Origin of the sequence: Plasticicumulans acidivorans (assembly GCF_003182095.1) — a bacterium.
In the GTDB taxonomy this organism is placed as follows: Bacteria; Pseudomonadota; Gammaproteobacteria; order Competibacterales; family Competibacteraceae; genus Plasticicumulans; species Plasticicumulans acidivorans.
On record NZ_QGTJ01000003.1, the window covers coordinates 312909 to 338003 of the forward strand.

Consider the following 25095-nt stretch of genomic DNA (forward strand, 5'->3'; position numbering starts at 1 on the left):
CCCGCCTTTTTCATTCAGCCGCAGGTAAAGCCAACGTGTGGCTCGAACAACGCATCAGTGGCATGCACCTGTTCGACATGTGCCGCCGGCGGCCCCTGCCACAACCACTGCTCAAGGGACGCAACCGCCTCGGTGGCACCGCAGGCGAGCACCTCGACCCGACCATCGGGCAAATTACGCGCATAACCACTCACGCCGAGCTCGGTCGCCCGCATCCGGGTACAGGCTCGATACGCTACGCCCTGAACCCGGCCAGACACCTGGAAACGACGGCATACCACCATCCGAGCCTCCCCACGCCCCATCACCCTCCCGTGGAGGTGCCGCGCAGGTCATTGATGAGCAATTCGATACCTGCAGCGGTCACCGGGCCGATATATGTACGTGCCAGTTCTCCATCGGGGGTCACGATGAAGGTCGTAGGTACGCCCTTCAGGCGTGGCAGCCCGGGAATCGGCTTGGCGTCGGCCATCACCACCGTATAGCTGATCCCCGCACGAGAGACGAACTGCTGCAGATCAGTGCGCGAAATCGACTCATAGTTAACGCCGATGACCACCGCGTCGCGATCCTTGTGCAGCTCGTTGAAAGCTTCGAGCTCCGGGAGTTCCTCGACACAAGGGCCGCACCAAGTCGCCCATACGTTGAGCACCACCCATTTGCCGCGCTGCGACGCCAATGAAAACTCGCTCCCGTCGACACCAGGGAGCTTGATATCGATCGGCTCGGCAATGGCGATCTGCCCCCATACAGCGAGCAGCAGGGTCAGCCCCAGTCGGTGCAGCACCATCGGCCTCCGGTCACGAGCGTGGAATTACGGCGCGACGGAACGACGCGCTCCTGCAATTTCGGCGGCATCGCGGGCACGCACGGCCTGATCCCGTGCTTCCAGAGCAAGCTGACGCGCTTCCTGGTAAGCCCCTTCTTCAAGTCGCGACTGGGCCCGATCGAGCAAAGCACGCGCGTCAGTCAGTTGGGCGCCCGGTACGGCCTCCGCCGCCCGAATGGCCAAGCGTGCATCGCTCATTTCCTGAGCAGGCGGTGTCGTCGCACACGCGCTTACAAGGAGCAGAGAAACGACAAAGACTGTGCGATGGAGATTCACTGACTTAAGATGCCGCGCGGCAGTCCCGGCCGGATATGCCGGGGCAAGCTAGCACCCGCTTTCGACGAGCGTCAAGCCATGCCTTGACACTCAAATTCCCCCTGGAATCCGCCGATGTCTGCGCCAGATACCGTCACGATCTTTCACAATCCGCGCTGTTCGAAATCACGCGGCGCACTGGAACTGCTGCACTCCCGCGGCATCGAGCCCGAGGTCATCCGCTACCTCGACACCCCGCCCACCGCGGCTGAACTCGCACGACTGCTGGCCCTGCTTGGTCTGAGCGCGCGCGCGCTGTTACGCAGCGACGAAGCTGAATTCCAAACGCTCGGCCTGAACAATCCGCAGCTTAGCGAGGCCGAGCTGATCGACGCCATGGTGGCCCACCCAAAGCTGATCGAACGCCCGATCATCGTTTATCGGAATCGCGCAGTGATCGGACGCCCTCCCGAACGCGTACTGGAACTGTTCTCGTGAGCGACATCCTCGTCGTGTACTACAGCCGTCATGGTTCGACGGCAGCGATGGCGCGCCACGTGGCGCGCGGAGTGGAAGAAATCCCGGACATGCGGGCACGGCTGCGTACGGTGCCCGGCGTATCCGCGACTTGCGAAGCGACCACGGGTGACATCCCCGAAGACGGCCCGCCGTTCGCCAGCGCCACCGACCTCGTTGAGTGCGCAGGCCTTGCCCTCGGCAGCCCAACCCGCTTCGGCAATATGGCAGCGCCTCTGAAATACTTTCTTGACGGTACTGGCGACCTCTGGCTCGCCGGTGCTCTGGCCGGCAAACCGGCAGGTGTCTTCACCTCGACCGGCAGCCTGCACGGCGGTCAGGAAACCACCCTGCTGTCGATGATGCTGCCGTTGCTGCACCACGGCATGCTGCTGGTCGGCGTGCCCTACACAGAAAGCGCACTGCGCAGCACCCGCACCGGGGGCACGCCATACGGCCCCAGCCATTTCGCCGGCGAAGACACGACTGCTTTGTCGAGTGAAGAGAAAACCCTCTGCCGCGCCCTTGGTCGCCGCATCGCACAAACGGCCCGTCGCCTGGAGCACGCATGATTCGAATTGCCCGCTGGCTCGCCCTTCTTGCATGGGCCGGGCTGATCGCTTTCTGGTTTGCCCGTGCCGTCGGCCTCGGTCAGACCCCGCAAGTACCACGCGCCCTGCTGCTGGTCTTTCACGTCGGCCCGCTGCTGTTTCCCCTGCGCGGCCTGTTGGACGGTCGGCCGTACACACATGCCTGGGCGAGTTTTCTCGCTCTCTGGTATTTCGTTTTATCGGTGGATGACATCGCGGGCGGACTCAGCGATCGCCCGCTCGGTGCCATCGGCCTGGGGCTTGCAACCAGCGCTTTTGTCGCTTGCGTGGCCTATGCGCGCTTGGAAGGACGCCGCCGTAAAATCGACAGCCAGACAAACACTGCCGAACCGCTGACCGCGCCAAGCGACAGTAAAGAAAACCCGCCGGCGGCCAGCGATTGAGCGTCGTCCGTTGCTGCGAGGCTTGAATCCCGATGATGGCGCAAACGACTTCGCTCACGTATAGTGCAGAACGCTTTCAGCCGCGACTGGAAGCGTTCTGCATCGCTCTCTGACCTCCCTCGACGCCCTTGCTGGCGTGTGACGACTTACCGGTTAGCGACGATGGTATCCGCGCGCCGGTGATTCGGTATTACTCCGAAACCCAGGTCCGAATTCCCTCACTGGAACGGGAATTCAGGCCGCTGTGCGCCTTTGCTCCAGCACTTTCGGAGTTGTAGATGTCATTTGCTGATCTCGCCCTTGATGAAGCCCTGCTGCGCGCCCTGCGTGAATCGGGTTATACCGCCCCCACCCCGATTCAGGCCCAGGCGATCCCGGCAGCGCTCGAGGGCAAGGACCTGATTGCCTCGGCTCAGACCGGCACCGGGAAGACCGCAGCGTTCATGCTGCCCGCGCTGAACCGTTTTGTTCAGGCCTCCCACAACCGCCGCCGCAAGGCTCGCGTGCTGGTACTGACACCGACCCGCGAGCTGTCCAGTCAGGTCATGGACGCTGCGCGTAAGTACGGCAAGTACTTGCGGGTTTCGACAGTCAGCCTGCTTGGCGGCATGCCGTATGGCCCGCAACTGCGTCAGCTCGGCGGCCCCCTGGATCTGATCGTCGCCACCCCGGGCCGCCTGCTCGATCACGTCGACCGTGGCCGCCTGGACCTGTCAGAGGTCGAACTGCTGATCCTCGATGAAGCCGACCGCATGCTGGACCTCGGCTTCGCCGACGACGTCGCCCGCATCGCCGCCGCGACGCCGGCCACACGCCAGACGCTGCTGTTTACGGCCACGCTCGATGGTGCCATGGCCCGCCTGGCAGCCGATCTGACCCAGGATGCACAGCGCATCGAAATCGAAGGCACTGCCGATCGCCACCAGAACATCGAACAGCGCCTGCACGTTGCCGACGACCTGCCGCACAAGCACCGGCTGCTGGACCATCTGGTGCGTGACGACAGCCTTGATCGTGCCATCATCTTTTCGGCCACCAAACGTGATGCCGATGCGCTCGCCGAACGGCTGCGTGATTCCGGCTTCGCTGCCGCCGCGCTCCATGGCGATATGCATCAGACGATGCGCAATCGCACCATCGCGCGGCTGCGCAACGGCCAGATTCGTCTGCTTGTCGCTACGGACGTGGCCGCACGGGGCATTGATGTCCAGGGCATTACGCACGTCATCAACTTCGACCTGCCGAAGGCGGCCGAAGACTATGTGCACCGCATCGGCCGAACCGGCCGTGCCGGACGCAGCGGCGTAGCGATTTCCTTCGCGTCGAATGCTGATGTCCAGCATCTCGACCGTATCGAGCGTTACACCGGATATCGGATCGACGAGCACGTGATCGAAGGCTTGGAGCCCAGCCGCCCCTTGCGCCGTGGCCGTCCGGGTGGACGCGGCAGGCCGAGCGGGCGCCGCAGTGGACCGCAGCGCGGCCAGAGAAACGGCGCGCCCCACTACAAATCCGGTGAGAACGGGGGGCGCTCTGCAAGCAACAGCGGTTCGGGTCAGCAGACTCGGCTGGAAGGTGCGGGCGCCGCGTATCGGATCGGCAATACCACGGAACACTCAAGGCGCGGCCATGGCCGTGACGACGGTGCACGCAAGCCGGGCCACACCCGCTCTACGGGGCGCCCGGAAAGCTATCGTTCCAGCCGCCCGTCACGTCACCACGACTGATCGCTAGACGGCTCTGCCGGCCGAGCAGGCTGCAGCGAAATATGCAGCCCTCGGCCACGCAGAGAGAATCAAGTCAGGAACAAAGTCAGCGTCTGACTGTCAAACGGCCACTTCAACTCGGCCCCTGTATCCAGCCGCACCAACACCGGAATAGCTGTCGCATAACGTTCGAGCAACATGTCGTCGGTCGCAATATCAACTTCCGTGACCGCCCCGCCGAGCAGCGAGTAGCAGATCGTTTGCGCTTGTTCACACAGATGGCAGCCAGAAGTGCCATAAAGCTGCAGGATATTCAGTGAAATTGCGTGATCTGCCATTTCAGGTTTATAAAAATGTTGTGTCATAGTCTGTATTGGCCTGTCATGTTTACGATCCGCGCGTTGATATGCCAACATGGCGCCCGTTTACAGGGTGCGCCAGTACATTGCTAACCGGCAGCGGATCGCTCCGCGAAGCACGGCGGGGAAGAAACATGATGCAAGGGACGAAGTCCGGATGGCATGTAGCATCGGGCACGATGCAGGTCGAAGACTGCGTGCGATCTCGTCCTTATTTCCATTCGCTGCCGTCCTGCGCTTCCGGGCCTTCAGGATCGCTATCGCGGAAACTGCCATTGCGAGCCCCACGGCTGCTTAGTCAGTCTGCTTCCCGATCTTCGCACCTGAGCAGTGGGAACATTCCGGGGGACGACGACGACGCTACGGATCTGCGGCGATCCCGGCAACGCAAAGCGGCGGCTGACGCATTCTGCAAGTACTTCTATCTGCTGCCCGCCAATACTGCCGCGCTGCGCGAACGCGTATTCCAGCTCCGTTACGACGTGTATGTTCGCGAGTTCGCTTACGAGTCCGCTGACAGCTGCCCGGAACAGCTGGAACGCGATGCATATGACGAGCAGGCACGGCATTGCCTGCTCGTGCATCGGCCCACCGGGATGCCGGCGGGCTGTGTCAGAATCGTCCTGACCAACCCGCGCGATCGCATGGCGCCGCTGCCGTTTGAGAAGTTCTGTCAGTCGGCCTTGCGCAAACAGGCCTTCGACAGCTTCGCGGTCAACCGCGAAACCATTTGCGAAATCTCACGTCTGGCGGTACCTGCACATTTTCGCCGCCGCATCGGCGACTCGCCGACGCAGGGTCATGCACTACAGGACCCGAGCGGACTGCATGACCGTGAGCGTGATGGTTTCCCGCTGATTCCTGTCAGCCTGTTCCTCGCCGCCGCCTCGATGTCGGTGGCCAATGGCTGCCATCATGCCATCGCCATGATGGAGCCACGCCTTGCCCGCATGACTCGTCGCTTCGGTCTGCCATTCCAGCAAGTGGGCGATCTGATCGACTACCACGGCCCGCGCGCACCTTATTACGTGCAGCGCGAGGGATTCTTTGCGACCGTCAATCCAGAGATCTATCGCCTGCTGCTGCTGATCGACCAACAGTTGTCATTCAACGCTTACGACAGCTGAAAAGGCAGCCCACCGTGCCAGGGGGTGAAAGTTACGTCTTGCGACACGTACCCCCCTTTCCGACCTGACGGCATCATGGCTTTGTCAGAATAGTGGAATGCTCATCTGAGCGCTTCGCGAGCGGTCACCAGACCATGCAAGGACTACTTCACGAGCTGATCTACGCCCAGGCCATGGGTCAGGGCGACATGCCGGCTATCCGTCACCGCAAGGATTGCGATTCGTATGCGCAATTGGCCGAGGCGGTACAGCAGTTCGCGGGTGCCGCCCGAAGCTGCCGTCTGGCGCCATCCGAGCGCATTGCCATATGGCTCGCGAAACGCCCCGAGACGGTCGCTGCGATCTTCGGTACCTCGGCCGCCGGCGGCACTTTCGTCCCGGTCAATCCACTGCTGAAAGCCGAACAGGTCGCCTACATCCTGCGCGACTGCAACGTGCGCATCGTCGTCACTGATCGCGAACGAGCCAAACTGCTGGAAGCCGTTCTCGGTGACTGCGGCGACGTGCACACGCTGGTCATCATCGACACGCGTGACGGCGACGCGCTGCCGCAAGTGCCACATATCGAGAGCCTGCGCTGGGAGGACTTCCTTGCCGGGGCCGGCGGAGCGGGCGGACACCGGCGCATCGATACCGACATGGCGGCGATTCTCTACACCTCCGGCAGCACCGGTCGGCCGAAGGGCGTCGTGCTCTCGCATCGCAACATGCTGACCGGCGCCTGGAGCGTCGCCAGCTACCTCGGCAACAACGCCGACGATCACCTGCTGGCCGTGCTGCCTTTCAGCTTCGACTATGGCTTGTCGCAGCTGACCACGGCCTTCCACGTCGGTGCGCAGGTCACCCTGATGGACTACCTGCTGCCCCGCGACGTGGTCAACGCCGTCGCCCGCGGCGGCATCAGCGGACTGGCCGCCGTGCCGCCGCTGTGGGTCCAGCTCGCCCAGCTCGACTGGCCGCAAGCCGCCGTCGACAGCCTGCGCTACATCACCAACTCCGGCGGCAAGATGCCGCGTGCAACGCTCGATCAGCTGCGCACGAAGCTGCCGCGCACGACGCCGTTCCTGATGTACGGCCTCACCGAAGCCTTCCGCTCGACCTATCTGCCACCGGCCGAGATCGACCGCCGCCCCGATTCGATCGGGAAAGCCATCCCCTTCGCCGAAATCATGGTGGTACGCGAAGACGGCTCACCATGTGCGCCGGGTGAGCCCGGCGAGCTGGTGCATCGCGGCTCACTGGTCGGACTCGGCTACTGGAACGACCCGGAAAAGACCCGCGAACGCTACAAACCGACTCCGGGCCAGCCAGCCGGCCTGGTCAACCCGGAGCTCGCAGTGTGGTCCGGCGACAACGTGAAGATGGACGAGGAAGGCTTCCTCTACTTCATCGGCCGCAAGGACGACATGATCAAGACCTCCGGCTACCGGGTCAGCCCGACCGAAGTCGAAGAAGTGCTGTACGCCTCCGGCCTGATCGCTGAAGCAGCGGCCATCGGTGTGGCACACCCGGCACTCGGCCAAGCCGTCGTCGCCGTCATCAAGGCCCATGCGGAAGGCTTTTCCGACGATGCGCTGATCGCCCACTGCAAACGCCAACTGCCGAATTTCATGGTACCGCTCGCCGTCGTCCCGCGCGACGCACTGCCACGCAACCCCAACGGCAAGATCGACCGCAAGCAGCTCGCCGCTGAGCTGGCGAACCTGTTCGGTGACGAGGCATGAGTGCAACGCGCCCGCTCCACGCCGCAATGGATCAGTTCCCGGTCGTCGATGGTGAACTGACCGTCGGCGGCATGCGCATTTCCACCCTCGCCGCCCGGGTCGGCGCCACGCCGTTCTACGCCTACGATCGCGCACTGATCACGCAACGGGTCGCGGAACTGCGCCAGACACTGCCTGCCGCCATCGAGCTGCACTTCGCGGTGAAGGCCAACCCGATGCCGGCCGTCGTGCAGCACCTCGCCGGACTGGTTGATGGCCTCGACGTCGCCTCGGCCGGCGAATTGCAGGTCGCGCTCGATACCGGCATCGACCCGGCCGATGTCAGCTTCGCCGGACCGGCCAAGACCGACGTCGAACTGCGCGCAGCGATCGCTGCCGGTATCACGCTGAACCTCGAATCCGCCGGCGAAACCGAACGCGCAGCACGCATCGGTGCCGCGCTCGGCGTGCGGCCGAACGTGGCGGTTCGCGTCAACCCGGATTTCGAGCTGAAAGCCTCCGGCATGAAAATGGGCGGCGGTCCGAAGCAATTCGGTGTCGACGCCGAACAGGTGCCGGCGCTGCTCGAACGCATCGGTCAGCTCGATCTGCGCTTTCGCGGCTTCCACATTTTCTGGGGCTCGCAGAACCTGCGCACCGAGGCACTGATCGAGGCCCACGACAAAACCTTCGAACTGGGCCTGCGCCTCGCCGATGCGGCACCGGCACCGACCGAGCTGTTCAACATCGGCGGCGGCTTCGGCATTCCCTATTTCCCCGGGGAGCAACGGCTCGATCTGAGCCCGGTCGCCGACAATCTGCAGCGCCTGCTGCCGCAGCTGGCAGCGCGCCAGCCACAGGCACGTCCGATCATCGAGCTCGGCCGCTATCTGGTCGGTGAAGCCGGCATCTACGTCTGTGAGGTCATTGATCGCAAGGTCTCACGCGGACAGGTATTTCTCGTGAGTAACGGCGGTCTGCACCACCATCTGGCGGCGAGCGGCAACTTCGGTCAGGTGATCCGCAAAAACTATCCGGTCGCCGTCGCCACGCGCATGCACGGCACGCCGACTGAAATCGCCAGCGTCGTCGGTCCGCTGTGCACACCGCTCGATTTGCTCGCCGATCGCATGGAGCTGCCACAGGCCGAGGTCGGCGATCTGATCGTCGTCTACCAGTCCGGTGCCTACGGCCGCAGCGCCAGCCCGGCCGGCTTCCTGTCGCATCCGCCCTGCGCTGAGGTGCTGGTCTGAATCACCAGCTCAGGCGCACGCTGGCCGCAGTGCCCTGCGGCAGATCGAGCACACCGACGCCATTGCGGTCGATGTCCAACGGGTACGAGCGGCCGGCAATCTCCAGCGTGGCCGTGACGAACTCCGGCAGACCGAGCAGGAACAGCCGGCGCTGACCCGCCGGCAGGGTGAACAAGGCCTCGTGCTGCGCACCACGCTCGACAAACACCACCGCACTGTCCGGCGTCAACGCACCGCTGACGTTATCGCTGCCGGCCAGCAGCGCCTGCACGTCATCGCGCACGCCATCAAGCGAAGGACTGAGCACGACGAGGAATTCGTCGTCGAGCCGCGCAGCGCCCGGCTGAATCTCGATGCGCCAGTCGGCCTGGTCGAACCACGGCTGTGCTGCCGGTGCGCCCGCCGCCGCATTGATGCCGTTGAGCGTCGCGTCGTCCCCGTCGGCTTCGACGTACCAGCGATAATCCGGCCCACCGATCAAACGCAGTTTGGCATCGGCAGGCAGCAGGCGACGGATACTCAGCGTCGCCCCCGTGCGGCGCTCGACAGCCAGAGCGGCCGAGCTTTCCAGAATGCCGTTGTCAGCCGAGCCACGCAGCAGCCGCAAGCCGTCGACCTGTGGCCGCTCCGGCAGGTGCAACAGCCATTTCTTGGTGTAGTCGGCGCGCACTGAACGCACGCGATCGTGCACGAACAGACGGTCCTCGCCGGGCAGATAGAGCAATTCGCGCCAGACCCGCTCAACCACGCCGCCGCTACCGCCGGCATCGTAGGCTGGTGTGTTATAGGCGTCGCTGAGATCCGCATCGAAGTAGTCGTAGAGGCCGTCCTGCACACCGTAGCGCCGCAGCCGGCCACCGCGCAGATGCTCGCCACTGTCCAAGCGTGAGCGCCAGTCCTCGACACTGGTGATGGCACTTCCGGTCGCCATCACCACCCGCTGGCCACCGTCGGCGACGTTATCCTGCCCGGACGCTGGCGGCAGGTCGACACGATCACCGGGACGCAGCACCGCGATCGTATTGCGGGCGATGCTGCGGATGGCGTAGTCAAGTCGATTCGCCCCCATGAACTCACCGTAGTGACCGGAATCGACCACCAGCGGCACCTGCTTGAACAAAGAAAAATGCCCGGCGCCGGCGCGACCATGGTGGGTGAAACGATCACCGGCGCGAAAAGCAATATAGGTGGCATCCGCGGTCCAAGCGGAACGCCAGTAACCCAGATTCAGCGCGCCGGCGCCAAACAACGCTGCAGTTGGCTCGACGCCGATCATGGCCCACGGCCAGTCCGTCGATTCAGAGCCGCTGCGTGGCGTGCGCAGCAGCACCGCGGTCCAGTGATTCACTGAGTATTCCGCAGCCGGGCCGTATTGGCGTGAGATCTCGTCAGCGAGCACGGCGAACTTCGGCTCGTGAGTCTGCTGCTCGATCAGATCGAGTACTTCACGCGTGTGATGGCGCAGATCGACACGTGAACCCTCATCGCCCAGCGCCTCGGCCCTGAAGTCCGGCCGCACCACGTGCAAGTGCCATTGGCCGATACGTTCGAGCAGGCGCTGAGCTTCGGCGGCACCGACAACGTCGGTCGAACCGTTCTGATAGGCGGCCAGTGCCAGCGTAACCGGCAAAGCTCGTTCCTGTATCCAGTATGTGTAGCCCTCCGGCCAGGCCTCCGTCAGAGCCACTGCCGCACGCAGCTCGCTGAAATGGCGGGCCATGCGCTGCTGCAGACTGCGTTCGCGTGAATCGGTCGGCGGACCGAGCGCAGCGGCACACAGCGTGGCATAGGCTGACAGCGTGGCGCGCCCATGCCACAGGGAGGCGGAATCCTTATCCAGTACTTCGAGTAACTGCTCCAGCCCCTGCTGCAGCAGGCTACGCACGCGTGCACCGAGTTCCGCACTCATGCCGGGGGCACGCGCGGCCTGGTCATAGGCCACGGCCAGTTCCCAGGCGTTGCCATAAAACGCCACGTCCCGGGCCGGAAGCAGCACGAAGTGGCGCATTGCATCAAGCATGTGCGCCTCGCTGGTATCGTCACCGTGCAGCAGCCAGCAGGCGACGGCATTCAACAGACCGTCGTTCTGACAAATCGTGGCCGCGCTGCTGGCCTCGGCACGCAAAGTCATGCCGGGCGCGGGGCCTCGCCCATTCCACGAGGCAAGCTCCGGCAGCACAATGCGCGGCGCCTGCTGGCGCCAGCCGAAATCCGCGCCGACGCCCAAGTCGTTCGTCGCGCCCGCCGGCCACCGGTTAAGCAAGACGGCACCTGCGAACACCAGGAGAACCGCGCCAGCGACTGCACTCATCGGCAGCAAGCGCCGTATCGGCATTTTGCTGACTGACGGTCGCTTGAGTTCCCCCGCAGTCTGAGGCACCTGTGGTAGCGAGGATGGTGGCAGTCGATTCAACGACGGTGCCCGCAAGCCGAGGAACAAGCCCAACGCCAGCAATAAACTCCACCCGCCCTGAACAGCAAACCAGCGCAGCATCAAGACCTGATCGCTGAGCAGCGTCTGACGATCGGGGCCGAGCAAAAACTGCTGAGCGGAATACACCAGACCGTACTTCGTCACCTGCTGCTCAAGACCATGCGTCAGCAGCCACCAGCCGGGCAGTACGGCGGTACATGCGAGCAATGTGGCCAACCCGCTCGGACGTCGCTGCTGCGCCAGTGCAACCGCCACGGCAGACACGAGCAGCGCCAGTGCACTCAGATACCAGCCGCCATGCAGCCCGAAGGTACTGCGCACGGCGATCAACTCGACGAGATTGTCCGTAATGGCCCAGTCGTAGACGACATGCGCACAGAGCAGCAGCCAGGCACCGAACAGCGGCGCAGACAGCACGAGCCACGGCAGGACCGGCTGGTGCCGTCGCCAACGCTGCAGCAAAGCCAGCAACCCGGCGGGCCAGACGATCCATGGCATCATCAGCGCTGCAAAACGCACATAACGATCGGCCGTCTGGATGGCATCCGCAGGCCACAGCTGCATACGGGCCTGCCAAACGCTGCCCCATATCCCCTCGGCGACGACGCGCCGATAGAGATCCGGCGCACCGATAATCTTGTCGATCATCAGCCAATCGACGCTACTGGCCAGCTGCACCAGCACCAGCGCGGCAAGCCCGGCCCCCAATGCTGGCAGCAGCAACCAGACCAGCCAGACTGAGCGCGCGATCAGGCGCGCCAGCAGGGCCGCGCCGATACCGAGCGTCAGCCATGCAAGCATGAAGCGACACTGCGCGAGAAAAACCCCCTGTTCCGCAAACAGGGCTCGGGCGTTGTATGGCACCTCCGGAAGCCCCAGAACGACCTGCACGCCGAGCGCAAGCAGCAACACACTGAGGCTGACGGCCAGCAGCCAGCGCCCTGGCCTCCAGAGTCCATGCCGGACCGGTTCGGCTGCTCGCGACACGGCCGGTCGTGCGGGACGGGGGAGCGCATCGGCGCCGGCACGGGCAGTGCCGAGGCCGAGCAGCCAGCCCGCCAGCACGACCCAGAGAGCTTCACTCGGATCACTCGATCGCCCCGGTAGCCAGGCCTGCATGAATTCGGTGGCAGCCACGCCGCCCGCACACGCCAGCACCAGCGGCCAGCGCTGCAGGCCGGCGCGCAAGCCAAGCCAGATCACACCACCATAAATGGCGCAGCGATGTGCCAGATGGCGACTGTTTGCCAGCATGTCACCTTCCAGCAGGCTGGCAAACGGCCACCAGGCACGGGGACGGGCCGTCGACAACCAGTGCCACGGCATCAGGCTGTCGGCGAGGTAGGCAAGCACCAGCAGCGCCAGCAGCACGGGCTCACTGCGCCGCCCGCCGAGCACTCCGCACCACAAACCGAGTGGCAGACCGATCAGCATCGCCGAGGTCAGCGTGCCGCCGATCAGGAACGGCTGCCCGCCCAGAACCAGCAACGCCAGCAGCGCCGCAAATCGTCCCTCGACGAAGCCTGCCACCACGAGCAGGCGGGCGGCCAGCCAGCCGCTGGCCAGCATCATCAGCAGGGCACTGGTATCCGGCATCTCGCCGTTCAGCAGCGGACGCAGGGCATGTACCAGCAGGGCACGGTCGAGCGATGGCACCAAAGGCAGAAGATAGGACGCCGTCCATACAAGCAGCAACAAGCCGGCGGTACGCCTGGGCGGCGTCCAATCGCCCTGTTCGCGCCAGCCCCCAACGATTGGTGCCAGCACCAGACCGATGACGGTACCGACGCCATTCCAGAACACGTCGGCCAGTGCAGCTGAACGTGCGGGCACCCAGATTTGCAGAATCTGCAGCGCCAAGGCCAAAGCCAAACCCGTGCTGAACACGACCGCATAGCGCCGGACGGTTGGTCCGCGCAGCGCATGCCAGCCGATAAGGCCCCAGGGCACGAATAAGGCCGCGTTACCGAGCACGTCACCCGACGATGTCCACAAATGCCTGTCAGCAAACAATCGGCCAAGGGCACCGGCAGACGCCGATGACCACTGAAACGGATACAGGGAGCCGTAGCTGATCAGCACGCCGACGATGGCGAGCAGAATGCGTATCGGCCTGTGGTAACCAGAGACAGTGCCGATATTCGGAGCACCCGTTCGCAGCGAGCTTGTCTCATCCTGCCCGCGGAAAGTCTGATCCGAAGCCGAGGACGAAACGTCCTGCTGACCGTTCAAGTCCTCGCCCCGGATGTCGGCATTCTCAGATATCCCCGCCAAACAGTCGTTCGACGAAGCGCAGTGGTTTGCCGCATTCCCAAGACCAGGAACGGAAAATTCGGTGCACCAGCTCTTCCGCGTATCCTCTATCGCGAGCAACCTGACGCAGGTGCTCTGTCAGGATGTCGGCTCGCGTCTCCCGCATCAGTGCCAGCGCTTCCCACGCTTGCTCGAGGATCTGCAGATCCGGCTGGGTAGCATCGGTTTCCGCTGTCCGGCAAATGGCATCGAACAGGGTCCGTGCATGGGCGACGGGCGAATCCGCGGCCGCCGATGCACGCTGCTGGACAGCGTGATGACGCAGGTCCGGAGAAATAAAACGCTCAATCTCGGGCAGTGCCCGATCAAGCGAAACGGGAAACTCAATATCCAGCGTATGTACAACGCGCGATAGTGCATCTGCCGGCGCGCTCAACAATTGGTCAAAACTGAGAAAAGCGCGCCGCTGCCCGCGAGTCCAGCGCTCTGCCAGCAAATTATGCTCAAGCCAGATCAACGCCGCCTTATCTTCGGAAAAACCATCCCGCTTCGCCAGTGAGCCTGCGACCTCCTGCGGATCACGCACCACGATCAAGTAGCGCATCTCGACTTCCAGCTCCGCGAGCATCTCCTGCCACCAAGGCAGCAGTCGGCAGATTCGTGGATCCTTCAAACCCCACAATGGCGCTTTGGCAAAATCTTTTTGCACATATCGCATCTGCTTCTTTCGCAAACGCGCTAGCCGCGAATCGCTTTGCCAGTGTTCAGGCAAGGCCAGCACGTCATCCCAGCTCGAGCCCAGCAGCAGCAGCGCATCTTCATTCGCATCCGCAATGCCTGCGTGCTCGAAAAACCCCTGTTCATTCACCCCCGCCTGCGGACCATACAAACGCGGCCCCAACTCGACCCCAAGCCGCAGCAACACTCCCGTCAGTGCGGACGTGCCACTGCGGTGCATTCCTAGCACGAGCAATGCCTGCTTTCCCATGGCTACCATTATCTCCATAAATCAACATGATATGTAATAACTAAAATAAAACAAAACTATCCAAAAATATTTGGACTGGCGTCGTTTAAAAAAAACCAACCGTTTTTAAAGACACTGAAATTCCCAAGAAAATTATTCACAAACCATACAATTAAAAGTGATTAACCAAAATAAACACAGACTAAACTTTTTATATTGATTCAACCCAGCTTATCGTGACCATCGTCAACTTAAAATGAACTGCCCCATGAATAACGTTAAAAAAGCAGCTATCAAAAAACATTTATTTTTATATCTGCAAGCTCCATGACTATGGCTACTCATTCACCACAACAGACTTTATGAAATACATCAGCATGTTTTCTGGCACTTTCGCGCCAAGAAAACTTGGCCGCCTGCTGAATGCCTTTATTTATAAGTGTTGAGCGCAAGGCCTGATCCATGAAGATAGAGTGCATTGCTTCAAATAAAGCATCTTCATCACGGGGAGACACAATCAAGGCAGCGTCTCCAGCAACTTCCGGACAAGCAGTTACGTCCGATGTAATCACTGGACAGCCAGAAGCCATGGCTTCGAGAATTGGCAAACCAAAACCTTCGTACAAAGATGGAAACACAAACCCCATGGCCTTCTGATAATAGCCAATTAAACTATCCAGTTCGATCGGCTTATCAATTATATTAATGCCATCAAGGTTTTTGAATCTATTGCTTTCATCAGGTGGCAGACGCAATACCAGCTCGGCTTGTTGTGCAACTTGCCTCAACCTCAAAAAAGCACGCACGACACGATCGACGTTTTTTCTTGGCTCATTATTAGAAATATGAAAAAAATAGCTCAATCGCTGCGATGTATTTTTTTCATTTTCAAAAAAAGAATCCTGTACACCATGATGGCAAACTGTAACTTTTTCTTCAGGCAGCCCAATATACTTAATGACTTCAGTTTTTGTATAAAATGAAGGAACAATAACATGAGCAACCTCATTTGACATACATTTCCATGCTTTCTTTTTTTTGTATGCCCAGAACGGGGACATAACTGATCCATAAAAACTGTTGAAATACTCTCTCCCTGATAACGTAATCGGGGCAAACCCGTGCACTGTCACGACTAGCGGGGCATGTCCAACCATAAAAGCAAGTGGGGGATTTCCCCCCCCAGAGCGAACATCCCAAAGCAAATTAACATGTTCAGGGATTTTATCCGAATCACTAAAAACAATTGGCGTTATGCCAAACTCTGGAAGAAATTTCACCACATTGTAAAAATAGACACGAAAGCTTTGAGGAAGCTCACGCCCTTCAAATATGCCTATCTTCAATTCATTTTTTTGCATAAGATTAAATCATCAACCCGCCACAGAGAACACAAATAACAGCCGCTAGTGATTCATATTTATTTAACATGCAACTTCTTAAAAACAAGGCCAACCACCACCAAAAGCCAATTAGGATTTTTTAAAGTAAATTTAACCATGTTACTCAAGGGGGGCAATCCACCAGATCGCACACGGCGTAATGCTGATGCTGCATAATTACTACTTAATCCAGATAATCGTTTTTTCTTCAATAACTCAAGAGCATCACTGCGTGGTACATAATCCCATAAACTGTTCCAAAAAACGAAATTATAAAAATAAAGATCGAACGCTTTATCACTAACGGCGTTATCTACTTGTGAAACGTTTATTCCTGTACCCATATTCACTTCGACCTGCATACAAAAACCTATTTGACGCGAGCGCTGCAATACATTGATCCAGAAGACTTCATCCTCGCCTATTACCAAACCAGTAGGAAAACGCAATTTATCGACAGCTGATGCACGGCAAACCACACTGGAAGTTTGGATGATATGATCCCGTAAAACAGCCAGATAAATATCATCACAAAAACAATACAAGGCTTTTTCTTTGTCTATGCACACATGTTTATTTAAATCAAAATTCAGCCATGAAAATTTATCATTTGCCCAATCATCCCGCTTATGATTTGAAAAATAAAAATCATAGCCGTCGCTCAAGACTCGAGTAGCATTTTCAATATGCGCGGGTGTCCAAGTATCATCAGAATCAAGAAATGCAATAAACGCGGACTCTTCTAAAACATGGGCAAGCCCTGTATTTCTTGCACTTGCTGCCCCTCCGTTCTGTTGTTTAATGATACGCACACGTTCACGCTCATTAACTGAAACGCCAGACAAAGCATCTTCAGCGGAAACAGGTGATGAATCATCAACAACAATAATATCAAAAAAACAATCTGCAGTTTGCAGTTTTATCGATTCAATGGCTTTTATCAGCAGACTCGCAGTCTCTTGATAAAATGGAATAATTACGGCTACTGTTGATTTTGCGCGCTCCATAATATGGTAACCACTCAACCTGCCTCAACCCTATTAGCATAGAAACGATTAATTAAAATTGCTTCTATGCCAGCGGGGCATCCAAACAGCCGCCACAAAAGCAATGATACCAATCCATACACCATGAATCCTATTGGCACGCCTAAAGTCAGGTAAAGCGCCGGCCAAAAAGAGAAATGCTGACCAAGAGCAAATAGAACGGCATACATAGCAACGCCAGCCACTACAGGCCTCGTCCAAGCAGAGACTATATCAAGCCCTGTAATATTTTTTGTAAGACGCAACAAATAAAGCAACCTAAACAAACCCAACAGCATAATTACAACCCGAGCCCAGCTAATAGCAATGATATCAAATCCATATAACGCCATCAGATAAGCTGACAACAAAGAAACCACACCTTCAAAAATATAAAGAACAGCAAGATCTTTCGTTTTACCCAAAACAACAAAATACTGCCCAACAGGCTGAGTCAACCCATTTAATGCAGCAGAGATTGCAAGAATACTGAGAATCGGAGCGCCATCTATAAACCCATTCCCATAGATCAACTCTATTACAGGTGCAGCAAGTGCAGACAACAACACCCCAGATATCATGGCTATTGATGACGTTACACTGAATATCTTTTTTAAATTTTCAGATTCCCATCTAGCATCACCGTGTTTTGCCGCCAGCCCCGGTAGTAATGCACGGCCAATTGGGTTCAATAGCTCAAAAACAGCCATCGTCGCCAACGACCCGGCTATAGCGTATAAACCAGTAATTTTTTCCGCAAAAAATGCACCAATAATCAAACGATCCCCGGTTGCACCTGCATACTGTGAAACCGACCGTATCATGATCCAGAAAGAAAAACTAAATAACTCATGGCGCGCAGCCAACGAGATTTTCGGTCGATAAGGGTGCATATAATAACTTAACAACACAGAAACAAAACTTCTAACTAGAACACCTAACACCAACGCCCAGTATGAGCGGAAGAAAAACGCCCCAATCAGGGTGGCAAGCACTCCAAACAATTGGACAAGAAAATTATAATTAAAATCTTTATGAAATTCGAGGTTCTTTCTGAAATCGACAATTCCAATATTGGCCAGACCGCCGACAAAAACAGATACCGCCATCATCAACATGATTGGTTGATAGCGCTCATCTGCATATATTTCAATGACCAACGGGGAAGCCGCCAAAATGATCAGTGCAGCGGCTGTTGTCAATATAAGCCTAAAAGTCCACGCCGTATCATAATGCTTACGCTGTGGATCAGGATGGCGAATTATAGAAAGATCAGCGCCTATATCGGTAAAAACCTCAAATAAACCAATCAGGGCTGTCGTAATTGCAAATATACCGAAATCGTCTGGCGAGAGCAGTCGTGCAACCACCACCATTGACGCTAGCCCCATCAAGCGGGACGACCAGCGCATCACTATCATCCACACAGCACCGCGGACTAATTTTTCCCCGATACTTCGTGAACGGTCCACGCTTTTAGATTGCGTCATAGATGCCACTTCAGGTTTTAAATTATGAAATCAGTCGTCAGATACGGCTCGAACGCATCCAGACACGTCATGCGCATTTCCCCCTCGCCCAACCACTGCTAACAACAGTTGAGAATCGGCTTGCTGCTGACAGGACTCGAAGCATCGGCTTACAAAAACGAGGGCTTAAAACAGATCTAAAAATCAGCTGGACGCAGCTTTCATCTTCGTCAGTAAACAGACACCCAGCGCTTTCGCTTTTCTTACGACACCTGGCTTGCATGCATGCAGCTGATCAAACTCGTCATATACACGCAAGGCATCAAAACCAAGTTTCTGCAGTGACCTTTCGACGACATCGAACCAAATCATCGAACAAAATTGTCTGATCCAATCGCACCGCAGCTTGTCATCAATGTTTCTGCTCTCAAACGCAGACATAACCTTGGCAGTTAGTGCGCCAAGCTTTCTTAAGTCGCTCGTCGATGTCTGTGGCAACTTTTCTATAAGCCCATGCCAAATCAGATAGCCTTCAACTTCGTCTACTTCTCGCGCCAAAACACGTGCATATGCATCTCTCATAAAAGACACACCGTTGCGCGTCATTTCGTCATATTTAATTTTACTATTATTACTTTCGTGCAGCCTGTACCCCACAAGCGCATCTGGCAAGACCGACAGACGTCCACTCAGCGCCATCCGATGATAAAGTTCATAATCTTCTGCATAGTGATACTGTGCTCGAAAACAAACATCATGCTCGCGCACAAATTTACGTTTCAATGCCATAGATGAATACGTCAGGTTATGGCGTGCAAAGAATAAAGCGACTTCAATTTGATAAGGCTCTGTAAGAACAGGCATTTCATCTTCTACACGCGCTCCGCCTTTAATAAAATAAACACGCGCGCCCAAAACATCGATATCCGGGTGTGCTCGGAGATAAGAAAGCTGGAGCTTTATTCTTTCAGGCTCGCTGACGTCATCTTGATCCGTTACAAAAATATATTCCCCACGTGCACGGCTGATTGCTTTGTTCCTGCTTTCACTGATCCCTATATTATGTTCATTCTCGACAAGAACAATTCGTGGATCGTTGTACGATCTTATAATTTCAACGGTCTGATCCGTTGAACAGTCGTCGATAATGACAAATTCAAAGTCTTGCCAAGTCTGGCCTAGAATTGAGTCAATTGTTTCACGCAGATACTTGACGCCATTAAATGTCGTCATCAGCACTGAAACAGGCAAAGACGACTCATCGGACACATGCAGATCAGCGGAAACGCTCAAAACTTTATCCTCTCCACCCTGGCTCAAAAAAACCGGCCGAAGTCTGCAGCCAGTATTCCTCCAGCCCATCCTAGCGACTCACGGCATACGCTGATAGCAAAAAATTAAAACATCGTGACGCAGTGTGCTGGCACACCTCTGTATCGGGATGCCCTCACCTGAGGATCATGAATGACCGCGCTTCGCGTATATCGCGGACACGGCAAATTGCACGTAAACCTTCGAGGCTCGTCGCCGTACATCAACGACTGACGTTTGTCACCAGCTGCGCAGCCAGTCGGCCGTCCAGGCTGAAACCTCGTTTCGCCATTGTCGGGAAGAGAACGTGTGGTTTGCTTCAACCAGCTCACGGCGGACAACACGCGGCTCATCCAGCAGAGAGGTCCATGCCTCCGAGCCGTTTGTCAGGTTGCAAAACTCGGCAGCCGTCAGGTCATTGCCTGCCAACACCAGCAGCACCCGACCACGAAAGCGCCGCAGGCATTCTGCCATCCGATCCGGTAACGGCAGGGCAGCGGTCGGATCAGCGCCTGCAGCTGCAGCAAGCGCCTGGGGACGTCGCCGTAAGCGGCCAATGAAGCCGAGCAGTGAACGTAACGAAGCGATGACCTCAAACTCACCGTGCAGAATCTTCTTCCACAGTGCCGGGCTCAGCAGGCGGTCGCGATAGTAGTGCGTCAGATAGGCCTTGGCTTCACCCGCCTCGGTCCGTACCCACGGGTTGAGCAGCACCAGACCGCTGATGCGCTCATCCCGCCAGGCGTGAAACAGGGCGGCCGAGGCGGCGTCGCACAAGCCCCAGATGACGAATTCCTGCAGTTGCGGACAGCGCTGCTGGAAGGCATCGAGCGCGGCATGAATATCGGCGTCGATCGCCGTGAAATCGCGCGCCGCCCCTTCGCCATCGCCCATGCCGCGATAGTCAAAGCGCAGCGTCGGAAAACCCGCTGCGGCCAGATCCCGCGCAAGCAATACGAACTGGCGATGGCTGCCGACGCGTGTCTGTGGTCCGCCGACCACCACCAGCACACCGCGTCGCGCCGCGGCTTCGCCGGCATGCAGGATCGCCGGCAGCTGCTCACCGGCACACTCGAAGGTGAACGTGCTCTCCACGGGATGTTCGTCCACAGGCTGCAGGCTCATGCGCACAATCCATCGATGGCGGCAACCGTCGCCTGCGCCAGGCCAGGCACGGTCGCGATCTCCTGAGTCGACCAGAACATGTCACCGACCACGCTCTGCGCGGCGGCGTCGATGCCAGCCGCACGCCAGGCGTCGAGGCAGCGTGCCAGCGCCGGGCTGAGCGGCCGCTCGGCATCGGCGGCGATTTCAAGGCAGCGGATCGGCAGTGTGGCGGTGCCGACATCCAGCCTCTGCGCCGACAGCGCCGCATACAGCGCCGGCGACAGCTCGTAGCCGGCAATCTCCAGGGAGATTCCCTCCAGCAGCTGCGCGCGCAGGCTGGCGGTGGTTTCCTTGTGCTCATCGCGCAGCGAGGCCGCGAGGCGCAGGCGCAGGAACTGCGTCATTGCGAGCTCGCCCGACAGCACCGGCTGCCATAACAGCAGGCCATCGGCCGCCGACGGCTGTCGTGCCAGACAGGCAGCGGCCGTCAGGGCTCCGCAGCGCATGCCCCAGAACAGCTGCCGCCCCGGCGCACGTTCGCGCAGCAACGCCGCAGCGCAGAGGTAATCCTCCAGCCAGACATCCCAGTCGGCGTCGGCAAAATCGCCGGCGCTGTCGCCGGTGCCGTAGGGGTCGAGCAGCAGCACGCCATAGCCGTGTGCCGCCAGTGCCCGTGCACTCAACGCGACCATCCGCCGCGATTTGTTCATTTCCTCGGCGAAGGCCGCGAAGAACAACACGCCGCCGCGCGCCGGTGCTGCAGCGGGCGGCAAGTACAGACTGAACAGCCTGCCGCGAGCGCCGTCGATGAATTGCGGCTGCATGCGCCGTTCAGCCGACCTTGGCGGCGAGGAATTCGTGCAGCGCGCCGGCGCTGGCGAAGGTGTCGGCACTGATCTCGTCATCGTCGATGACGACGCCGTAGCGATCCTCGATGGCAGCAATCAGGCCGACCACGGCCATCGAATCGAACTCGGGAATACCGCCCATCAGCGTGGTGTCCGGCTCCAGCTGCGCGGTGCGCTCACCGAGCTGCAGGACTTCACCGATCAAGGTCTTGACTTCGTCAAAGCTCACCATGGTTTCCCGTTCCTGATTGATTCAAAAGCACGTTCTGCAGAGAACGCAGCGTGCGGCGCGGCGAAGATAACCGCTCGCCTGTGATCCCGCCAGCCATGCGTCCACTTCCGCGGCGGCGGCACGGGGCCACCCACCGGGCTGCCGAGCTCAGCGTCCGCGCGTAAACAGCGCGATCGACTCGACATGCGCGGTGTGCGGAAACATGTCCATCACGCCGGCGGCGATCAGGCGAAAGCCATGCTCGTGCACCAGCACACCGGCATCACGCGCCAGCGTCGCCGGATGGCAGGAGACATAGACGATGCGCTCGGCGCCCATCGCCGCCACGTGCGGCATCATTTCCAGCGCACCGGAGCGTGGCGGGTCGAGCAGGATCTTGTCGTAGTGCGCCTGGCGCCAGGGCTGGCTGGTGATGTCGGTGGTCAAATCCGCGGTGTGGAACTGCACACGACCGAGCCCGTTGCGTTCAGCATTGAGCCGCGCCCAGTCGACCAGGCTCTGCTCGCCCTCGACGCCGACCACCTCACCGGCCTGGCGGGCCATCGCCAGCGTGAAATTGCCGAGCCCGCAGAACAGGTCGAGCACTTTATCGCCGGAGCCAAGTTCGAGCAGCTCGATGGCGCGGGCGATCATCTGCCGGTTGATCTCGGCGTTGACCTGAGTGAAGTGGTAGGTGCGGAATGCCAGCTCGACGTCGAAGGCCGGCAGGCGGTAATGCAGGTCCTGCACATCGACCGGCCACAGCGGATACGTTGAGTCGACGCCTTTGGGCTGCAGCAGCACACGCACCTCGTGCTGCCGGGCAAAGGCTTCGAGCAGGCTGAGGTCGTCCGCCGTCGGCGGGTCCATGACGCGAAAGTTAAGCGCCACGCCATCGTCGCCGACTGCGACCTCGATCTGCGGCAGGCGGGCGCGGATGCTGAGGGCACCGATCAGCGCCGACAGCGCTTCGATCAGCTCGCCGACCCGCGGATGCAGGACTGCACAGCTGAGCAGATCGGCCAGATAGGGCGCGTGCTTTTCGCGAAAGCCGACCAGCACCTTGCCCTTCTTCGGCACGTAGCGCACGCCGAGGCGTGCCTTCTGCCGATAGCCCCAGTGCGGTCCGCGCAGCGGTTCGAGCCAACGCTCCGGCTCGACCTTGCCGATGCGGGCGAGATTGTCGACCAGTTGCTGATGCTTGAATTCGATCTGCCGCTCGGCGGCCAGATGCTGCAGGCTGCAACCGCCGCAGACCCCGAAATGCGCACAGCGCGGCTCGACCCGCTCCGGCGAAGCTTCGAGCACGCGCTCGGCGCGGCCTTCGTCGAACTGCGAATGCGTGGCGACATAGCGAAACTCGACCTGCTCGCCCGGCAGCGCGCCGTCGATGAACACGGCCTTGCCGTCGAGATGGGCGATACCGCGCCCATCGTGGGCCAGCGCATCGATGCGGGCCGGAAACACGCCCTCGGGATAGCGGGGCTTGCGGTGATGACGTCGACTCATAGGGATTCCGTCAGGGATCGGCAGACTGCGCACCGCCAGCGGCGCGCGGCAGTGATCGAGAAGATAACGACAGGATTAGTCCTGCGGACAACTGCTCCAGCGAGCGAGGAACTCAGCAAAATGGGCCGCTTCGGCATTGCGCAGCCAGTCGCGCAGCAGGCGGCATTCAGCGCCATAGCCTTCGGCGCCGAGATGCCCGCGCAGCAGTTCGAAACGCAGCCAGACCAGATAGGTATTGAGCACGTCGGTCTCGCAGTACTGGCGGATCGCCTCGATCTCGCCGGCCTGAAATGCGCCCCATACCTTGCCGCCGTGCATGCCCATCTTGCCGGGCGCGCCGATCAGCGTGGCGATTTCATCGAGCGGCGCCGCCGCGCGCGGCTGGTAGGCGGCGAGCACATCCATCAGATCCGTGTGCCGCCAGTGAAAACGCCCGAGGTAATGGTTGTAGCGAAACGCCGGCTCATCCTCGCCGGTATCCCAGTAGCGCGGCGCGGCGATGCCGTGCAGCAGCGCGCGGTAATGCAGCACCGGCAGATCGAAACCACTGCCGTTCCAGCTGACCAGCGTCGGTACGTACTTGCCGACCCCATCGAAGAAGCGCTGGATCAGCTCCGCCTCGCCGGAGGCCGGCGTACCAAGCGACCAGACCTTGAGCTGGCTGCCCGAACGCAGCACCGCGGAAATCGCCACAATGCGCTGCAGGTGATGACGCACGAAGTCACTGCCGCTGTTCTGCCGGCGCTCGAAATGCATCGCCGCGGCAACCTGCGCATCGCTCAGGCCCTCGAAGCCGTTGAGCCGGCGCGCGCCCTCCACGTCCGGCACGGTTTCGATGTCAAAAACCAATACGTTCATCGCACTCAATCCGGAAACACGCCGGTCGACAGGTAACGGTCACCGCGGTCGCAGATGATCGTGACAATCAGGGCGTTTTCGACCTCCGCGGCAATCTGCAGCGCGGCGGCGACGGCGCCGCCGGCCGAAATGCCGCAGAAGATGCCTTCTTCAGCGGCGAGACGGCGGGTGGTTTCCTCAGCGAGCGTCTGCGGCATGTCGATGACGCGATCGACGCACGCCGGTTCGTAGATCTTCGGCAGATAGGCTTCGGGCCAGCGGCGGATACCCGGGATGCTCGAACCGTCGGTCGGCTGCACGCCGACGATCTGCACCTGCGGGCTCTGCTCCTTGAGGTAGCGCGACACGCCCATGATCGTGCCGGTGGTCCCCATCGCACTGACGAAGTGCGTCACGCGGCCGGCGGTCTGCTGCCAGATTTCCGGGCCGGTGCCGCGGTAATGCGCCAGCGGATTGTCGGGATTGGCGAACTGGTCGAGCACCTTGCCTTCACCGGCCGCCTGCATCTGCTGGGCGAGGTCGCGGGCGCCTTCCATGCCCTGCTCCTTGGTGACCAGGATCAGCTCGGCGCCGTAGGCCTTCATCGAGGCACGTCGCTCGACGCTGAGGTTGTCCGGCATGATCAGGATCATGCGATAGCCCTTGATCGCCGCGGCCATCGCCAGTGCGATGCCGGTGTTGCCGCTGGTAGCCTCGATCAGCGTGTCGCCCGGCTGGATCTCGCCGCGCCGCTCGGCCTCCTGGATCATCGCCAGCGCCGGGCGATCCTTGACCGAACCGGCCGGGTTGTTGCCTTCCAGCTTGCCGAGCACGAGGCTGGACAGGCCGGCGCTCATGCGCTGCAGTCGCACCAGGGGCGTATGGCCGATCAGGTCTTCGAGCGTGGGGAAATCAGGCAGGGTCATCATGGGCGGTCCGGTAAACAGGGCGGTACGCCGCGGCTGCGGCGTGAGCGAGCTATCATACACGCCCGTTCGCG

General features: G+C 59.6%; 22 protein-coding genes. 7 read left to right on the forward strand and 15 right to left on the reverse strand.

The window, feature by feature from the left end; all coding sequences use genetic code 11:
* Positions 1–14: 14 nt before the first annotated feature.
* Both C7443_RS06805 and C7443_RS06810 read right to left on the reverse strand, forming a co-directional pair.
* The gene (locus C7443_RS06805) at positions 15–284 is read right to left on the reverse strand and encodes an acylphosphatase (RefSeq protein WP_110017844.1); all 270 of its coding nucleotides are present in this window, start codon (positions 282–284) and stop codon (positions 15–17) included.
* Between the two features lie 20 nt (positions 285–304).
* The gene (locus C7443_RS06810; RefSeq protein ID WP_110017845.1) at positions 305–790 is read right to left on the reverse strand and encodes a TlpA family protein disulfide reductase; all 486 of its coding nucleotides are present in this window, start codon (positions 788–790) and stop codon (positions 305–307) included.
* A gap of 429 nt (positions 791–1219) precedes the next feature.
* Here C7443_RS06810 and arsC point away from each other — a divergent pair, with 429 nt between their 5' ends.
* From arsC to C7443_RS06835, 4 genes are all read left to right on the forward strand, one after another.
* Entirely contained in the window at positions 1220–1582 is a 363-nt protein-coding gene (arsC, locus tag C7443_RS06820) for an arsenate reductase (glutaredoxin) (protein ID WP_110017847.1), read from the forward strand.
* A complete protein-coding gene (wrbA, locus tag C7443_RS06825) occupies positions 1579–2172 on the forward strand; it encodes an NAD(P)H:quinone oxidoreductase (RefSeq protein ID WP_110017848.1) in 594 nt (197 codons plus the stop codon). Before arsC ends, wrbA begins: the two co-directional genes overlap by 4 nt.
* A complete protein-coding gene (locus C7443_RS06830) occupies positions 2169–2594 on the forward strand; it encodes a DUF2069 domain-containing protein (protein ID WP_110017849.1) in 426 nt (141 codons plus the stop codon). Before wrbA ends, C7443_RS06830 begins: the two co-directional genes overlap by 4 nt.
* A 278-nt stretch (positions 2595–2872) precedes the next feature.
* Positions 2873–4321, forward strand: a complete 1449-nt coding sequence (locus C7443_RS06835; protein ID WP_110017850.1) for a DEAD/DEAH box helicase — start codon at positions 2873–2875, stop codon at positions 4319–4321.
* 68 nt (positions 4322–4389) lie between these two features.
* On the opposite strand, the gene C7443_RS06840 is transcribed toward C7443_RS06835, so the two are convergent.
* Complete coding sequence (locus tag C7443_RS06840) at positions 4390–4665, reverse strand: glutaredoxin family protein (RefSeq protein WP_246004581.1); 276 nt, start codon at positions 4663–4665, stop codon at positions 4390–4392.
* A 173-nt stretch (positions 4666–4838) separates the two neighbouring features.
* Between C7443_RS06840 and C7443_RS06845 the strand changes: the two genes are divergently transcribed.
* The 3 genes from C7443_RS06845 to C7443_RS06855 all read left to right on the forward strand — a co-directional run bounded on the left by C7443_RS06845 (position 4839) and on the right by C7443_RS06855 (position 8742).
* Positions 4839–5786: a PEP-CTERM/exosortase system-associated acyltransferase gene (locus tag C7443_RS06845; RefSeq protein ID WP_170123522.1), complete on the forward strand. Its 948-nt coding sequence runs from the start codon at positions 4839–4841 to the stop codon at positions 5784–5786.
* A gap of 134 nt (positions 5787–5920) precedes the next feature.
* Positions 5921–7510: an acyl-CoA ligase (AMP-forming), exosortase A system-associated gene (locus tag C7443_RS06850; protein WP_110017852.1), complete on the forward strand. Its 1590-nt coding sequence runs from the start codon at positions 5921–5923 to the stop codon at positions 7508–7510.
* Positions 7507–8742: a pyridoxal-dependent decarboxylase, exosortase A system-associated gene (locus C7443_RS06855; protein WP_110017853.1), complete on the forward strand. Its 1236-nt coding sequence runs from the start codon at positions 7507–7509 to the stop codon at positions 8740–8742. The genes C7443_RS06850 and C7443_RS06855 overlap by 4 nt, the downstream gene beginning before the upstream one ends.
* 1 nt (position 8743) lies before the next feature.
* On the opposite strand, the gene C7443_RS06860 is transcribed toward C7443_RS06855, so the two are convergent.
* The 12 genes from C7443_RS06860 to cysM all read right to left on the reverse strand — a co-directional run bounded on the left by C7443_RS06860 (position 8744) and on the right by cysM (position 25024).
* Positions 8744–13408, reverse strand: coding sequence for a VanZ family protein (locus tag C7443_RS06860; RefSeq protein WP_170123523.1), 4665 nt, complete (start codon positions 13406–13408; stop codon positions 8744–8746).
* A 25-nt stretch (positions 13409–13433) separates the two neighbouring features.
* Positions 13434–14417, reverse strand: coding sequence for a sulfotransferase family protein (locus C7443_RS19830; RefSeq protein WP_146213247.1), 984 nt, complete (start codon positions 14415–14417; stop codon positions 13434–13436).
* Positions 14418–14737: 320 nt separating this feature from the next.
* Complete coding sequence (locus C7443_RS06865; RefSeq protein ID WP_110017855.1) at positions 14738–15757, reverse strand: glycosyltransferase family 4 protein; 1020 nt, start codon at positions 15755–15757, stop codon at positions 14738–14740.
* A 59-nt stretch (positions 15758–15816) separates the two neighbouring features.
* Positions 15817–16803 carry a glycosyltransferase family 2 protein gene (locus C7443_RS06870; RefSeq protein ID WP_146213248.1) on the reverse strand — a complete coding sequence of 329 codons (987 nt, stop codon included), beginning with the start codon at positions 16801–16803 and terminating at the stop codon, positions 15817–15819.
* Positions 16800–18293 carry an oligosaccharide flippase family protein gene (locus C7443_RS06875; protein WP_110017857.1) on the reverse strand — a complete coding sequence of 498 codons (1494 nt, stop codon included), beginning with the start codon at positions 18291–18293 and terminating at the stop codon, positions 16800–16802. Before C7443_RS06875 ends, C7443_RS06870 begins: the two co-directional genes overlap by 4 nt.
* A gap of 183 nt (positions 18294–18476) precedes the next feature.
* Positions 18477–19565, reverse strand: coding sequence for a glycosyltransferase family 2 protein (locus C7443_RS06880; protein ID WP_170123525.1), 1089 nt, complete (start codon positions 19563–19565; stop codon positions 18477–18479).
* 258 nt (positions 19566–19823) lie between these two features.
* Positions 19824–20708: a hydrolase 1, exosortase A system-associated gene (locus C7443_RS06885; RefSeq protein ID WP_110017859.1), complete on the reverse strand. Its 885-nt coding sequence runs from the start codon at positions 20706–20708 to the stop codon at positions 19824–19826.
* Positions 20705–21514: a hydrolase 2, exosortase A system-associated gene (locus C7443_RS06890; RefSeq protein WP_170123526.1), complete on the reverse strand. Its 810-nt coding sequence runs from the start codon at positions 21512–21514 to the stop codon at positions 20705–20707. The genes C7443_RS06885 and C7443_RS06890 overlap by 4 nt, the downstream gene beginning before the upstream one ends.
* 7 nt (positions 21515–21521) lie before the next feature.
* Positions 21522–21770 carry an acyl carrier protein gene (locus C7443_RS06895; protein WP_110017861.1) on the reverse strand — a complete coding sequence of 83 codons (249 nt, stop codon included), beginning with the start codon at positions 21768–21770 and terminating at the stop codon, positions 21522–21524.
* A 147-nt stretch (positions 21771–21917) separates the two neighbouring features.
* Positions 21918–23258, reverse strand: a complete 1341-nt coding sequence (gene rlmD / locus C7443_RS06900) for a 23S rRNA (uracil(1939)-C(5))-methyltransferase RlmD (RefSeq protein ID WP_110017862.1) — start codon at positions 23256–23258, stop codon at positions 21918–21920.
* A gap of 75 nt (positions 23259–23333) precedes the next feature.
* Complete coding sequence (locus C7443_RS06905; protein WP_110017863.1) at positions 23334–24116, reverse strand: 3'-5' exonuclease; 783 nt, start codon at positions 24114–24116, stop codon at positions 23334–23336.
* 5 nt (positions 24117–24121) lie between these two features.
* Complete coding sequence (gene cysM / locus C7443_RS06910) at positions 24122–25024, reverse strand: cysteine synthase CysM (RefSeq protein ID WP_425467070.1); 903 nt, start codon at positions 25022–25024, stop codon at positions 24122–24124.
* Positions 25025–25095 lie beyond the last annotated feature (71 nt).

What these genes read in the sequence shown, in the direction of transcription:
- C7443_RS06805 (WP_110017844.1), bottom strand. Translation starts at nt 284, where the DNA reads ATGGTGGTATGCCGTCGTTTCCAGGTGTCTGGCCGGGTTCAGGGCGTA.
- C7443_RS06840 (WP_246004581.1), bottom strand. Translation starts at nt 4,665, where the DNA reads ATGACACAACATTTTTATAAACCTGAAATGGCAGATCACGCAATTTCA.
- rlmD (WP_110017862.1), bottom strand. Translation starts at nt 23,258, where the DNA reads ATGAGTCGACGTCATCACCGCAAGCCCCGCTATCCCGAGGGCGTGTTT.
- C7443_RS06895 (WP_110017861.1), bottom strand. Translation starts at nt 21,770, where the DNA reads ATGGTGAGCTTTGACGAAGTCAAGACCTTGATCGGTGAAGTCCTGCAG.
- C7443_RS19830 (WP_146213247.1), bottom strand. Translation starts at nt 14,417, where the DNA reads ATGGGAAAGCAGGCATTGCTCGTGCTAGGAATGCACCGCAGTGGCACG.
- C7443_RS06905 (WP_110017863.1), bottom strand. Translation starts at nt 24,116, where the DNA reads ATGAACGTATTGGTTTTTGACATCGAAACCGTGCCGGACGTGGAGGGC.
- arsC (WP_110017847.1), top strand. Translation starts at nt 1,220, where the DNA reads ATGTCTGCGCCAGATACCGTCACGATCTTTCACAATCCGCGCTGTTCG.
- C7443_RS06890 (WP_170123526.1), bottom strand. Translation starts at nt 21,514, where the DNA reads ATGCAGCCGCAATTCATCGACGGCGCTCGCGGCAGGCTGTTCAGTCTG.
- C7443_RS06875 (WP_110017857.1), bottom strand. Translation starts at nt 18,293, where the DNA reads ATGACGCAATCTAAAAGCGTGGACCGTTCACGAAGTATCGGGGAAAAA.
- C7443_RS06885 (WP_110017859.1), bottom strand. Translation starts at nt 20,708, where the DNA reads ATGAGCCTGCAGCCTGTGGACGAACATCCCGTGGAGAGCACGTTCACC.
- C7443_RS06810 (WP_110017845.1), bottom strand. Translation starts at nt 790, where the DNA reads ATGGTGCTGCACCGACTGGGGCTGACCCTGCTGCTCGCTGTATGGGGG.
- C7443_RS06865 (WP_110017855.1), bottom strand. Translation starts at nt 15,757, where the DNA reads ATGCAAAAAAATGAATTGAAGATAGGCATATTTGAAGGGCGTGAGCTT.
- C7443_RS06850 (WP_110017852.1), top strand. Translation starts at nt 5,921, where the DNA reads ATGCAAGGACTACTTCACGAGCTGATCTACGCCCAGGCCATGGGTCAG.
- C7443_RS06835 (WP_110017850.1), top strand. Translation starts at nt 2,873, where the DNA reads ATGTCATTTGCTGATCTCGCCCTTGATGAAGCCCTGCTGCGCGCCCTG.
- C7443_RS06855 (WP_110017853.1), top strand. Translation starts at nt 7,507, where the DNA reads ATGAGTGCAACGCGCCCGCTCCACGCCGCAATGGATCAGTTCCCGGTC.
- C7443_RS06845 (WP_170123522.1), top strand. Translation starts at nt 4,839, where the DNA reads ATGCAGGTCGAAGACTGCGTGCGATCTCGTCCTTATTTCCATTCGCTG.
- C7443_RS06830 (WP_110017849.1), top strand. Translation starts at nt 2,169, where the DNA reads ATGATTCGAATTGCCCGCTGGCTCGCCCTTCTTGCATGGGCCGGGCTG.
- cysM (WP_425467070.1), bottom strand. Translation starts at nt 25,024, where the DNA reads ATGATGACCCTGCCTGATTTCCCCACGCTCGAAGACCTGATCGGCCAT.